This is a genomic window from Paenibacillus sp. VT-400 (assembly GCF_001029205.1).
Lineage (GTDB): Bacteria > Bacillota > Bacilli > Paenibacillales > Paenibacillaceae > Paenibacillus > Paenibacillus amylolyticus.
The window spans coordinates 4,428,001-4,440,941 of sequence record NZ_LELF01000067.1; the positions used below are offsets into that span (position 1 = coordinate 4,428,001).

The following is a 12,941-nucleotide window of genomic DNA, read 5'->3' on the forward strand; positions in this document are numbered from 1 at the left end:
ATAGCGATGCCGTAAAAAGCAGTCAATTTTCAACAAAAAAGATCCCTTTCGTCTAGAAAGAGGACCCCCGGTATGCAGACACGGTCATAAAGTTCATAAAGCTTGTTGCTTTCAGTGACAAAATGTCGTTCACCAGCTGGTGAAGCGGTGGAATGCCCTGTTTTTCATATTTATGACTGACGCAATTCCAGACATCTTTGCTGGTGACATATTCGTAACCGACAAGCCTTAATTCCTCCGCTTTGCTACGGCAGAGCATCTCTATTGACTGTTCCAACTCCACATCATTCATTTCTTCCAACGGGGAGCCTCCCTTCGTACATCCAAGCCTTTATGCGGCATCAATATTACATGATTCGACTTCGCCTGATCATATTCCTTCTTGCTGATTATGGTTCTTTTTGTTAATCGTGTCCAAGTTGTCATGAGAAGATAAAGGACTGGCATAGGATGAAGAACAACGGCTTTGTCCCGTTTATGTTGATAGCCTGTACTTTCAACCGGGAAAGAGGGGTAGTCTTGAAGAAACAGACATTTATCCAGGGGGCCATGATCCTGCTCGCGGCAGGCATAATTAATCGAATACTTGGTTTCATTCCGCGCATTGCGCTGCCACGAGTCATCGGTGCAGAAGGTGTTGGCATCTACCAATTGAGCTATCCCTTTTTTATCGTACTAGTGACATTAATTACGGGTGGTATTCCGCTCGCCGTAGCCAAGCTCGTAGCCGAAGCTGATACCGGTGCCAATCGTTATTCCCCCCAGCGAATCCTGCAAGTAAGCTTAAGCTTTACGTTGACCCTGGGTGTTGTATTCATGTTTTTGTGCATCCTATTTGCACCCTGGGTTACCAAGTACGTGCTCACAGATGAGCGGGTATACCATACGTTCGTTAGTATGAGCCCCATGATTGCCATTATCGCCGTATCTGCTGTCTACAGAGGGTATTTCCAAGGTAAGCAAAACATGATGCCTACTGCCATTTCATCCATTGTTGAAACCATCATTCGTATCGTCTGTGTCATTTGGTTTGCCTGGCTTCTTCTCCCCCACGGTATTGCCCAAGCTGCTGCTGGTGCCATGCTGGGAGCGCTCGTTGGAGAATTCGGCGGTATGCTTGTACTCTTGTGGAAGTATAACAGGCAGAAGAAAGAGTTACCGCTCGCTAACCAACAGAACATGTCCAATCTCACAGCCAAACCTTCAGCCAAGCCTTTAAACCCAATATCTTCAGTTCTGAAAGAAACAGGTACTCCACAGCCGGGATTAATCCGGCGTTTGCTTTCAATCTCTATTCCTGTTACAGCAGGCCGATTGGTTGGCTCCTTATCCTATCTGGCCGAAACCATCGTTACTGCCCAGAGTCTGGCTCTGGCAGGCATATCCAAAGGACTTGCTACAGCACAATATGGTGCATTACAAGGTATGATTATTCCTCTGTTGCTGCTGCCGGGGGCACTAACCTCATCGCTCGCGACATCACTTGTGCCTTCACTGTCCGAAGCTTCTGCTCAGGGAGATCGCGCTCTGATTCACAAAAGAATGCATCAGGCCTTACGTTTGGCACTTGTGACAGGTGCTCCGTTTTCCGTGTTTATGTATGTGCTTGCCGAACCGATGTGTCTTGTTCTGTATAATGATGCATCGATCGGAAGCATGCTGAAACTAATGGCTCCCTTTGCTTTGTTCATTTATATTCAAGCTCCTCTTCAAGCTGCATTACAAGCTCTTGACCGTCCGGGTAAAGCATTGCTAAATACGTTTATCGGTGCTGTTATCAAAATCACGTTGATTTTAACGCTTGCTTCCCGGCCTGAATATGGCATCTTCGGTGCAGTCATCGCCATCTGTGTGAATTCTACGGTAGTTACCCTGTTACATGCCCAAAGCGTACGTAGCCTGCTACAGTTCCGCTTCAAAATGATGGATTGGGTCAAGACGGGTGCAGGAATGTTTATCATGGGAGCAGCGACCCTACTCGTATACGAAGAGACTGCCATGATATTGCCTTTTTGGGTGAGGATGCTTCTCGCTCCTTTTGTCGGGCTTATCGTGTATTTCATCGTCATGGGCTGGACCAAAATGATTGACTTTCATGATCTGTCCCGTGCTCCTTTGATTGGTTCATGGTTCAAGCGTCGTTCAGGCAAATGATTTTCATTTTTTATCATCTTTTGGACTGACATATATCTTCCCATTGTGGTCAATGGAGCATATAAATACATCCTTGAAATCCATAATTCCGTTCTGTTGAATTTGATTTTTCAGCCAAAATCTCGTTTTCTGAATGATCTCCAGATTCTGATCCTGGACCTTTCCGTCCATAATCAAGGGTAGTGGCAGACCTTCATATTTGATATTTGGAAATCCGTCAATCTGATTTTTCTCTGTTTTGGATTTACCGGAAGAAGCCCCTTCTGAATCAGAGCCGCAAGAACTGCTGCCGTTAGAAGTATTCTCATCCTTGGGAAAAACGGTCAGCTTGCCTGTGGTCTCCAAAATAGCGAAATCAACCTCACCGATACTGTCTACATTCTGTTCACGGAGCTGTTGTAATAGATCATCCAGATTATATCGTTGCTTCCGCATCTCATCCCGGTGAAGAACGCCTTTGGAGATTAAAACAGTAGGTTTCCCATCAATTATCAGGCGAAGACGCCGACTTTTAAGACCTATAAACGCCATTCCGATCTGTACAATGATCAAGGTAAGCATGGGGGCAATCCCGTGAGAGAGCGGTTTATCAATATCTTCAATGACAAAAGCAGCCATTTCAGCAAGCATAATGGAGACAACAAGATCAAACATGGATAGCTTACCAATCTCACGTTTACCCATAACCCTCATTGCACAGTACACCAGAAAGTACATGAGAATGGTTCGAAAGATATGTGATCCGACATCTGGGAAGTTCACAACAGGGGTCCTCCTTCGAAACTGAGTTTTTAACAGTTAGCTGGGTAGTGCAATCCCTATTTTGACCTGAACCTTACATGCTCATGCAGAAATAATCCGTTCATTTAATGGAAAACAGTTCATAAGTCCGAAGGCTTGACCATACACTGTATTAACTTATAACTTGTACAAGGGGGTTGCTTCATGCAATTGATCCGCCGCTTGGTTTCGTTTCGAGTGTCCAATCCGATTCTGTCAGGCCTCTGTCAGGCTTTTGTATGGATGTTTATCGGGGCATTTATTCTCTCCTTGTTTCTCTGGATGAGCGGAATGCGGGAACAGGACCTCTCATTGTATACCTATGTTGTTCATGGCTTGTCATTATTGGTTGGTGGTTTTGTCGCAGGCAAACGTTCTGGTGAAAAAGGATGGTACTACGGAGGGATTACCGGAATCGTATATGGACTGCTTGTGCTGTTGATCGGATTTCTCGCGCTGGATGCTTCGTTTAATTGGAAGGATAGTTTACAACTTCTTAGCGCGTTCTTCATTTCAGCTCTCGGTGGCATGTTCGGTGTTAATACGCATCGCTCCTAACTGACTGGTAAAGAACATCGACCTTCCCTCATAAATCAAAAAAGAGAACCGGTTCTCCAAGGAGATCCGGTTCTCTACTAGGGAATACGCCACAAACGCACCCTCGTTATTCTATGTTACAGTAACTATTCAACAGCCGTATCACGAGCTACAGCCGTGCTGATTGCATTACGGTCAAATGTAAGCTTAGTTACATCGTTTACACGCAATACAACCACATCGTCCGTAATCTCAGCGATCGTACCGTGAAGGCCACCAATCGTTACAATTTTATCGCCTTTTTTCAATTGGCTTAGCATGGAATTCCGTTGCTTTTGCTTTTTGTTCTGTGGACGAATCATTAAGAAGTAGAAAATCGCAACCATGAGTACTAAAGGTACAATCAAAGATACGATCCCACCGCCTTGCGCTCCTGCTAGAGGCATTCCTTGAAACATTCAAACTCCCCCTTATCGACTATACATACAGATATTACTTGTTACGACGGTTTCCTCAAAAACTCAATCAGAAACCTTTGTCATTGTCATGAAGACCATATTGATCGAAAAATTCATCCCGGAAATCAAGCAAACGATCTTCCATAATGGCTTTACGTACATTACGCATCAAATTCTGCAAGAAATGAAGATTATGGATTGTCGTCAAACGCAGGCCAAATGTTTCATCTGCTTTGATCAAATGACGCAGATAAGCTCTGGAATAGTTGCGACAAGTGTAGCAATCACATTCAGGATCTAATGGTCCAAAATCATTTGCAAACTTGGCATTGCGAACTACCAGACGTCCTTGGCTGGTCATCGTTGTTCCGTTACGGGCAATCCGAGTTGGCAGAACACAGTCGAACATGTCCACTCCACGAATTGATCCCTCAATCAACGCATCGGGCGAACCTACCCCCATCAAGTAACGTGGTTTATTGGATGGCAACAAAGGTAACGTATAATCCAATACACCATACATCAAATGTTTCGGTTCTCCAACACTCAGTCCACCAATAGCATACCCCGGGAAATCCATGGAAGTCAAATCTGCGGCGCTTTGACGGCGAAGATCTTCATGCATGCCTCCCTGTACGATGGCAAAGAGACCTTGGTCATGCGGACGAGCGTGACTTTCGAGACAACGTTCTGCCCAGCGGCTTGTTCTTTCGAGTGATTTTTTTACATATTCATATTCAGCCGGATAAGGTGGACATTCGTCAAACGCCATCATAATATCGGAGCCAAGTGCATTCTGGATTTCCATCGCCACTTCAGGAGAAAGGAACTTTTTGTCTCCATTCAGATGAGAACGGAAGTTAACGCCTTCTTCCGTAATCTTGCGCATCTCGCTGAGAGAAAACACTTGGAATCCGCCGCTGTCTGTCAAAATTGGACGATCCCAGTTCATGAATTTGTGCAATCCGCCAGCTTCACGGATGATTTCATGTCCTGGTCTCAGAAACAGGTGATAGGTATTACTCAAAATAATCTGAGCATCCATTTCTTTCAACTCTTCAGGGCTCATTGTTTTGACAGTCGCCTGTGTACCTACAGGCATAAAGGTTGGTGTCTCAATAATACCGTGAGGTGTATGTACACGTCCCAGACGTGCACCGGATTGTTTGCAAGTTTTGATATGTTCATACGTAATTGCTGCCATTGGTTTTAATCATCCTCTAAAAGTTAATCGTTATACCGTTATACTAATATATCAACATGGCATCGCCGAAGCTGAAGAACCGGTATTTCTCTTGGATGGCTTCCTCATATGCCTGCATAATATGTTCCCTGCCTGCTAGTGCACTAACCAACATAACTAACGTGGATTTCGGGAGATGAAAATTCGTAAGCATCCCATCGATCACTTTGAAGGAATAGCCCGGATAGATGAAAATGCTGGTCCATCCGCTGCTCGCTTGCAGTATTCCATTTTCAAATTTGCTACCTACCGTTTCCAAAGTTCGGCAGCTCGTAGTCCCAACCGCAAAAACACGGTGTCCATTCTCTTTGGTCTGGTTAATCAGGTCTGCTGTTTCTTGTGACAAGGAGTAATACTCCTCATGCATGACATGATCTTCAACAACGTCAACCGACATTGGTCTGAACGTTCCCAGTCCTACGTGAAGCGTAATGAAGGCGACATTAACACCTTTGGCACGAATCTGATCCAACAATTCATCCGTAAAGTGCAGTCCCGCTGTAGGTGCAGCCGCCGATCCTTCATGCTTGGCATACACGGTCTGATACCGTTCGCGGTCATCCAATGTCTCCTTGATATAAGGTGGCAACGGCATCTCACCAAGACGATCCAGAATCTCTTGAAAGATTCCATCATACGTAAACGTAAGTGTACGTGCCCCCATCTCGCCCTCTTCTTCAATGATTGCCTTCAATTCATCACCAAATACGATGACCGAACCGGCTTTCAGCTTTTTACCCGGCTTAACCAGTGCTTCCCACTTGTCGCCTTCCACATTTTTGAGCAATAACACTTCCGCTTTTGCTCCGGTATCTTCTTTTGTACCGAACAGACGGGCTGGTAGAACGCGTGTATCATTCAGAATCAATGTATCACCGGGATTCAGAAAATCGATAATATCAGGAAACGTTTGATGATTAATCTCACCACTATCTTTGTTCAAGGTAAGCAAACGGGATGCCGTGCGATCAAGTAACGGCGTCTGTGCTATCAATTGCTCTGGTAATTCAAAATCATATAAGTTCACATTCATTTAGTTTCATTCCTTAACAATAGTCGCATTTTGATAATAGTGTTTCAATATTGCCTGGTAATCATACCCTTCATCTGCCATGCCTTTGGCTCCCCATTGGGACAAGCCCAATCCGTGGCCATTGCCCTGACCGATGAACATGAAGGTCTGACCCTGCGTCACCGCTCTCGCTTGACCATCACCACTCATAACCACAAGTGCATTACCGGATGATGTTCCTGCGCCAGAAGAAGACAATACAGAGGCACCATTTGAGCCGGTTTTACTGGCTGTTTTGCCGTCAGCGCCTAATACAGTATAACTTCCGGTCCCTGCAATATCAAATAAAGTGCTCGGTAATCCACCGAGCGCAGAACGGTATGTATCGGCATATTTCACCGTCATAGCCTGTCCATTGGCAGTGACTTCAAGTGCTCTTCCGGAAGGTCCACGCTTGGTCACTTCCAAGGTTGAGATTGAAGCAGGAACAGACGCTGTTGTTTTACCCTGAAGGGATTTAACCAACTGGGCAGACGTGAAAGGTCCTCTCACCCAAGCATAATCGTTGGATTGAGCAACTTTTGCCAACACAACAGCTTCGTTGCCTGGATTCATTTTAGCTACAGGTTCAACGGTGGATTGAATTAACGGAACGGCACGCACATTGGTGTTCTGAGCGGTTACCGTTACTTTTGCCAGTCCCGCATTGGTCTTGGTTGTTAATTCTTTGATGTTATCCTCACGAATGTACCCACTAACACCTGTACCCAGCAGCACATGGTACCACGTATGTAATCCTGCCTGGGCTGATGTATCTCCTGAGCTAACCACATTGGTGAACACACCTGCTCCGCCGTTCCATACCTCAGAAGGATGAGCCGTCTGGCCGCCAGCATTGGAGGAGAATACAGCTTCGATGATTTTCCCACCGCTCTTGACCACTTCTCCAGCAGTTGCATCCACTGCACTGGTTACTTTATCGTTCTCCGAACCAATTCCGTTGTAGGCTTGGCTGAGCGTTGTATCCACGACATTCGCAATTTTGAAACGTTCACCCTGTTGAAGCGCGTAGGATCGAGCAGCTACGGCTTGAACTTTCAGAGCTTCAGCAGGCCAGGAGGAATACACCTCTGCCCCTACGACAGAGTACAGGTATTGCTCCAGTGGAACGACGTTGACCAACGCCAGATCACCACTTACGATGCTGATTTCCATATCTCCACGATACGTTCGCTGGGAACGTTCCACTACTTTGATACCATTGCCATTCCCTTGTACCAATGCTTTGGATTCAGTACCTGCAATGGTGTAATGCGGAGCTGTTTTGAGTGCATCCGTACTTAATCCTGCATCCTGGCGGATGATGAGCCCTGCATTAGTGTTGACAGGTGAAAGGCTTACCCCCGGAGCTTTGGCTTCCACACTGTTCTTCAATGCGGTTAATTCCGCATCCGTTGAAGCTTCACCCACCCATACCGCGTATGCTTGGCTTCCACCACTCAGTTGAAGGACTGGATAGACACTACTAACTCCTGTTGATAAAAGGGTGGCTTGTGCTGCCTCTGCTTCCTGAATCGAACCATAGGTTCCAGCAGACAGGCGTTTACTTCCCGTTACAGCTGGCTTTTGACCAGCCAATTGAGCTGCTGCTACCTTTTGTACTCGTGTAACAGCTTGTCCTGCCAGTGCCTCCGTTGCATAGTTGCCTGTGTAGAGCTGGTAAATGGCATTTCCATTCACAGACGTTGTGAACAGCAACGGTTTATCTGCGGTTGCCTGCAACAATTTTGCTGCTGCAGATGCTGCCTTAAAGTCCGCTGTTTCCAACACCTTTACTCGGAATCCGTCTGCACTGAAACGGACCTGCCCTGCCGGAAGGCTTACATTTGCGCCACTCTCCGATTGGATACTCCATTGTCCGGCCGACTCAAGCGTAATGAGTGGTGTAGTTGATTTATACGTACTGCCCAGATTTGCAAACATGGCAACCCGGATCGTCTGTCCATCATTTCCTGCTGCGTATGCAGGCACTTGCAGACAACCCACTGTCAAAAGAGCTGCCGCCAGTACCTTCAATCGACGACTCCACTTCTTCGTTCGTATTGCTTTTCCCACAATCCGACTCCTCTCCATGCATTTCTTTCATTTTATATCGGATTAACACGTAATTATTTCAATGTTTATGGTTAACGTTAAAATGAGCATGTTCAACAGATTTGATTATTTCCCATCTCTTGGTGGAACAGGAAGACCCAAATGATGATAGGCGAGATCTGTTACGATCCTGCCCCTTGGTGTACGCTGAATCATACCAATCTGAAGCAGATACGGTTCATAAACATCCTCGATCGTCTGACTTTCTTCACCGATTGTAGCAGCAATGGTATCCAATCCTACGGGACCTCCCCGGAAGCTGTTGATCATCGATTTGAGCATCTTATGGTCAATGTCATCCAAGCCACGTGGATCGATCTGGAGACGTTGCAGCGCTTCTTCCGCCAGTGTCTGCGTTATAATCCCATCACCACGCACCTGTGCAAAGTCGCGTACTCGTTTTAACAAACGGTTGGCGATCCTCGGTGTCCCACGTGAGCGCAATGCAATCTCTTGCGCAGCATCTCCCACAATCTCCACACCCAAAATTTCGGTAGAGCGTGAGACGATATAAGCCAGCTCGTCAACCGTATAGAATTCCAAGCGACTTATAACACCAAATCGATCTCGAAGTGGAGCAGACAGCAAGCCAGCACGCGTTGTAGCCCCAATCAGAGTGAATGGTGGCAGATCCAGCCGAACGGAACGTGCACTTGGACCTTTACCAATCATAATATCCAATGCCGAATCTTCCATAGCGGGGTACATGACTTCTTCAACCGTACGATGCAAACGATGAATCTCATCAATAAACAAGACATCGCCTTCCTGCAGATTGGTTAACAATGCTGCAAGATCACCCGGGCGTTCAATGGCCGGGCCTGACGTAGTTCGTAAATTAACACCCAATTCGTTGGCAATAATGTTGGCAAGTGTTGTTTTACCCAGTCCGGGTGGTCCATATAACAAAACGTGATCCAATGCCTCATTACGAAATTTGGCAGCTTCAATATATATCTTTAAATTTTCCTTCACCTGATTCTGCCCGATATATTCATTCAGATACCGGGGACGAAGACTCAACTCAACATTTTGGTCCTCCATCATCAGGTTCGCGGAAATAATCCGATCATCCATGTTCATCCCTACCTTTTTTTGCAGGCTACAGCTATATTATAATATGCAATTTGTATTATCCCGTAAACAGCATTTGCAGCGCCTTTTTCATCAACACATCAACGGAATCTGCTGTAGTAACATCCTTTTCCAATTTGAGCCATACTTTATCAAGCTCACTGTCAGTATACCCAAGTGCCTTGAGACCTTCACGTGCCTCATCCCAGGCTGAACCACTTCCCGACTCTTCCGATGGAGGAGCGAACAACCCTGTTGCATACGCTGCCACGCCAAAGCTATCCAGCTTATCCTTGAGATCCAGAATCATGCGTTGTGCAGTCTTCTTGCCGATGCCTGGCAGTTTGGTCAAAAACGTAAGATTCTCCTGGTAAATCGCCGTAACCACATGCTCTGGTGTACCTCCAGCGAGTATGCCCAAAGCTACTTTTGGACCAATACCGGATACTTCAATCAGTTTACGGAACAAACGCTGTTCATCCCGTGTCACAAATCCAAACAGCAACATCGCATCCTCACGCACATGATGGTGAGTGTACACGGTAATTTCGCCTTCTTGCTTCGCAAAGGCAAATGGATTCGGACAGAATACGCGATACCCTACACCATGAACATCCAGCACAATATAATCATTCTCTACATGAATGAACTGTCCTCTTAGAAAATCAATCATTTTCGCAATACCTCATTCAACTTGGAATTTAATGTATAAGAGTGTGCGTGGCACACGGCTACAGCCAATGCATCCGCTACGTCATCCGGCTTAGGAACGACCTGAAGACGCAAGAACATTTTGACCATCTCCTGTACTTGCTTCTTCTCCGCTTTACCGTACCCAACAACAGCCTGCTTGATCTGCATTGGCGTATACTCTGCAATAGGCAAACCCTTCTGTGCGGCAGCGAGTACCATGACTCCTCTAGCCTGACTGACTGACATCGCTGTTGTAACGTTCCGATTGAAAAAAAGTTTCTCCAGCGCTACTGCGTCCGGTTTGTATTTATCAATCAACTGCACCATACCTTCATATACGTGAAGCAACCGTTCCTCTTCAGGGGTATGAGCTTCCGTCTGAATACATCCATATTGTACGGGTACCACCTTACTGCCGATTTTATCCACAAAACCAAAACCAACAATCGCAATCCCCGGGTCAATTCCCAAAAAACGCAAAACCATCTCTCCCTCACAAAAGCGAACATATGTATCGTTCATTTCATTATAACAAAAGATAGACCCTGCGGCAGGAAAAACTTTGTCTAACTGATTACTCGTCTTTATTCGCGAATTTTTTACATGTTTATTCGTATTTTCAACTATTTTAGTATAAACGACAAAAAGGACATCTCTTCGATGTCCTTCATCACATTCCACGTATTTTAGATTCAATCGCTTGGTTACGTAAACCACCAATGTTATTGCTTGCCACCATCGTTTCAGTACTTCACAATTTTAATACCGTAGGTGAGGACGTTTGGATTACCCGCCATTACGGATTAAATGATGGTCTTCATCCACGGCATAGTCACTGAACGTAGAGATCACGCTATCATACTCATCCTTGTCTTGAATCCGAATACCCTGCTGCAATTGCTCCAGTACGCCTTCAGGCAAAGAACTTTCCAACGTTCCAACATCCAATTGAAAGAACGTACGAATAACCTTCTCTTCTGCAGGCTTACCCTCGTACAAATTAAGGTTCCCTACAGCATCTATGCTGATATAAGCCTGTTGTTTACAAAGCGGTGAAAGGTCATCTACACGTTGCTTCAAATGCAACTCATCTGATGTTCCAACGGTAGCATCCCATTCCGGATGTTGAGCCAGCAGCATCTTCAACTGTGGTCTAGCCATCTTGCCTAACTGCTCTGTTTCCACTCCGCAGATGTACTGTGTCTCCAAAACCACACTTGTTAAATGAACCGGATCTGAATCAAGTTGCTCTACTAACGCCTGAATCTCCTGTTCAGATCTTGTTTCCTGCGTAACAGGACCCATCACACTGGTTGACTCACTAAAATTAGTTGTCAGCAAACGCTCAATCGCCGATGAGATAGACAACCCACTGTAAGCCAATATCGTAACTGCAAGCAAAGCCGCCGTCATCCATACTGTTCGTTTCCACCTTCGCCAGCGTCTCTTGAATTGTTTTCTGAAGTTAAACGTGTTCACATGAACCCCTTCTATCACTTTTTAAACCTATTGTGACCTAAAGATTGAGACTTTATGCACAACTAACTTGTTGACTGAAGAAGGAACACGCATATGTTAGCTTAGAGAATTTGTCATAGTTAATATCGAACCTGCATTTATAGAATCTTATATAGATAAATAAAAAAAGCACTATCTAATTATAGATAGTGCTTTTTAGAGATCGGGATGACACGATTTGAACATGCGACCCCCTGGTCCCAAACCAGGTGCTCTACCAAGCTGAGCTACATCCCGTTATATATACCGGCGAGAGGACTCGAACCTCCACGGTTTCCCACTCGATTTTGAGTCGAGCGCGTCTGCCATTCCGCCACGCCGGCAAATTTGAAGTTATAATGGCGCGCCCTGAGAGATTCGAACTCCCGGCCTTTTGATTCGTAGTCAAACGCTCTATCCAGCTGAGCTAAGGGCGCAAATATTGGAGCGGAAGACGGGAATCGAACCCGCGACCCTCGCCTTGGCAAGGCGATGCTCTACCGCTGAGCCACTTCCGCATATGGTATTAATAAATATAAAAATGGCGGAACCGACGGGATTCGAACCCGCGATCTCCTGCGTGACAGGCAGGCATGTTAGGCCAACTACACCACGGTTCCAGATCACTTTCTCAAAGGAAAGTATAATTGCGGGGGCAGGATTTGAACCTGCGGCCTTCGGGTTATGAGCCCGACGAGCTACCGGGCTGCTCCACCCCGCGTCGTTATAAAGTTTATATGGTGGAGGCTGAGGGGATCGAACCCCCGACCCTCTGCTTGTAAGGCAGATGCTCTCCCAGCTGAGCTAAGCCTCCATAATATGACCCGTAGGGGATTCGAACCCCTGTTACCTCCGTGAAAGGGAGGTGTCTTAACCCCTTGACCAACGGGCCTTAATGGCTCCCCGAACAGGGCTCGAACCTGTGACAACTCGATTAACAGTCGAGTGCTCTACCAACTGAGCTATCAGGGAATATATGCATTTGCAGTGCAAATGCAATTCATCGTACAACATCAACATGCAGAGCCTGTTTTCTATGTATGATGAAAGAGTTCGCTTGGCGGCGTCCTACTCTCCCAGGACCCTGCGGTCCAAGTACCATCGGCGCTAGAGGGCTTAACGGTCGTGTTCGGGATGGGTACGTGTGGAACCCCTCCGCCATCGCCACCAAACGCATAGCTTAGCTTACATTCAGAGATCGTTCTCTGAAAACTAGATTCGAAACGAAACACGCGATTTAGAACTTGCTATTGGATAAGCCCTCGACCGATTAGTACTGGTCAGCTCCATGCATTGCTGCACTTCCACCCCCAGCCTATCTACCTCGTCGTCTTCAAGG

The 12,941-nt window shown here is 46.1% G+C and carries 12 protein-coding genes, 9 tRNA genes and 2 rRNA genes; 2 read left to right on the forward strand and 21 right to left on the reverse strand.

Annotated elements, in window-relative coordinates; translation table 11 throughout:
* Positions 1 to 52: 52 nt before the first annotated feature.
* Positions 53 to 292, reverse strand: a complete 240-nt coding sequence (locus EL84_RS29885; RefSeq protein ID WP_036617497.1) for a post-transcriptional regulator — start codon at positions 290 to 292, stop codon at positions 53 to 55.
* Positions 293 to 519: 227 nt separating this feature from the next.
* On the opposite strand from EL84_RS29885, the gene spoVB reads away from it, so the two are divergent.
* On the forward strand, positions 520 to 2,154 hold the full coding sequence (gene spoVB, locus EL84_RS29890; RefSeq protein WP_047844087.1) for a stage V sporulation protein B: 1,635 nt from the start codon (positions 520 to 522) through the stop codon (positions 2,152 to 2,154).
* A gap of 3 nt (positions 2,155 to 2,157) precedes the next feature.
* Here the strand turns inward: spoVB and EL84_RS29895 are convergent, their stop codons facing one another.
* Entirely contained in the window at positions 2,158 to 2,871 is a 714-nt protein-coding gene (locus EL84_RS29895; protein ID WP_047844497.1) for a DUF421 domain-containing protein, read from the reverse strand.
* A 228-nt stretch (positions 2,872 to 3,099) separates the two neighbouring features.
* On the opposite strand from EL84_RS29895, the gene EL84_RS29900 reads away from it, so the two are divergent.
* Positions 3,100 to 3,492, forward strand: coding sequence for a TIGR04086 family membrane protein (locus EL84_RS29900; protein WP_036616878.1), 393 nt, complete (start codon positions 3,100 to 3,102; stop codon positions 3,490 to 3,492).
* Between the two features lie 125 nt (positions 3,493 to 3,617).
* On the opposite strand, the gene yajC is transcribed toward EL84_RS29900, so the two are convergent.
* The 19 genes from yajC to EL84_RS29995 form a co-directional block, all read right to left on the reverse strand.
* Entirely contained in the window at positions 3,618 to 3,929 is a 312-nt protein-coding gene (yajC, locus tag EL84_RS29905; RefSeq protein WP_036616875.1) for a preprotein translocase subunit YajC, read from the reverse strand.
* Positions 3,930 to 3,996: 67 nt separating this feature from the next.
* Entirely contained in the window at positions 3,997 to 5,133 is a 1,137-nt protein-coding gene (gene tgt / locus EL84_RS29910; protein WP_047844088.1) for a tRNA guanosine(34) transglycosylase Tgt, read from the reverse strand.
* Between the two features lie 43 nt (positions 5,134 to 5,176).
* Positions 5,177 to 6,205: a tRNA preQ1(34) S-adenosylmethionine ribosyltransferase-isomerase QueA gene (gene queA / locus EL84_RS29915; protein WP_047844089.1), complete on the reverse strand. Its 1,029-nt coding sequence runs from the start codon at positions 6,203 to 6,205 to the stop codon at positions 5,177 to 5,179.
* A gap of 6 nt (positions 6,206 to 6,211) precedes the next feature.
* Positions 6,212 to 8,299 carry a SpoIID/LytB domain-containing protein gene (locus EL84_RS29920; protein ID WP_152683092.1) on the reverse strand — a complete coding sequence of 696 codons (2,088 nt, stop codon included), beginning with the start codon at positions 8,297 to 8,299 and terminating at the stop codon, positions 6,212 to 6,214.
* A 105-nt stretch (positions 8,300 to 8,404) separates the two neighbouring features.
* A complete protein-coding gene (ruvB, locus tag EL84_RS29925; protein ID WP_036616868.1) occupies positions 8,405 to 9,415 on the reverse strand; it encodes a Holliday junction branch migration DNA helicase RuvB in 1,011 nt (336 codons plus the stop codon).
* A gap of 55 nt (positions 9,416 to 9,470) precedes the next feature.
* Positions 9,471 to 10,085, reverse strand: a complete 615-nt coding sequence (ruvA, locus tag EL84_RS29930; RefSeq protein WP_047844091.1) for a Holliday junction branch migration protein RuvA — start codon at positions 10,083 to 10,085, stop codon at positions 9,471 to 9,473.
* Positions 10,082 to 10,585 carry a crossover junction endodeoxyribonuclease RuvC gene (ruvC, locus tag EL84_RS29935; protein ID WP_017686765.1) on the reverse strand — a complete coding sequence of 168 codons (504 nt, stop codon included), beginning with the start codon at positions 10,583 to 10,585 and terminating at the stop codon, positions 10,082 to 10,084. Before ruvC ends, ruvA begins: the two co-directional genes overlap by 4 nt.
* A 306-nt stretch (positions 10,586 to 10,891) precedes the next feature.
* Positions 10,892 to 11,584 carry a BofC C-terminal domain-containing protein gene (locus EL84_RS29940; RefSeq protein ID WP_047844092.1) on the reverse strand — a complete coding sequence of 231 codons (693 nt, stop codon included), beginning with the start codon at positions 11,582 to 11,584 and terminating at the stop codon, positions 10,892 to 10,894.
* A gap of 202 nt (positions 11,585 to 11,786) precedes the next feature.
* Positions 11,787 to 11,860, reverse strand: a tRNA-Pro gene (locus EL84_RS29945).
* A gap of 7 nt (positions 11,861 to 11,867) precedes the next feature.
* Positions 11,868 to 11,946 (reverse strand) — tRNA-Leu (locus EL84_RS29950).
* Between the two features lie 16 nt (positions 11,947 to 11,962).
* Positions 11,963 to 12,039, reverse strand: a tRNA-Arg gene (locus EL84_RS29955).
* Between the two features lie 6 nt (positions 12,040 to 12,045).
* Positions 12,046 to 12,120, reverse strand: a tRNA-Gly gene (locus EL84_RS29960).
* 24 nt (positions 12,121 to 12,144) lie between these two features.
* Positions 12,145 to 12,222 (reverse strand) — tRNA-Asp (locus tag EL84_RS29965).
* 27 nt (positions 12,223 to 12,249) lie between these two features.
* Positions 12,250 to 12,323 (reverse strand) — tRNA-Met (locus EL84_RS29970).
* A 17-nt stretch (positions 12,324 to 12,340) separates the two neighbouring features.
* Positions 12,341 to 12,416: transfer RNA gene (locus tag EL84_RS29975), tRNA-Val, on the reverse strand.
* 6 nt (positions 12,417 to 12,422) lie between these two features.
* A tRNA-Glu gene (locus tag EL84_RS29980) sits at positions 12,423 to 12,494 on the reverse strand.
* Between the two features lie 4 nt (positions 12,495 to 12,498).
* Positions 12,499 to 12,574 (reverse strand) — tRNA-Asn (locus tag EL84_RS29985).
* Positions 12,575 to 12,657: 83 nt separating this feature from the next.
* Positions 12,658 to 12,774 (reverse strand): 5S ribosomal RNA (gene rrf / locus EL84_RS29990).
* Between the two features lie 78 nt (positions 12,775 to 12,852).
* A 23S ribosomal RNA gene (locus tag EL84_RS29995) occupies positions 12,853 to 12,941 on the reverse strand; the annotation flags it as partial.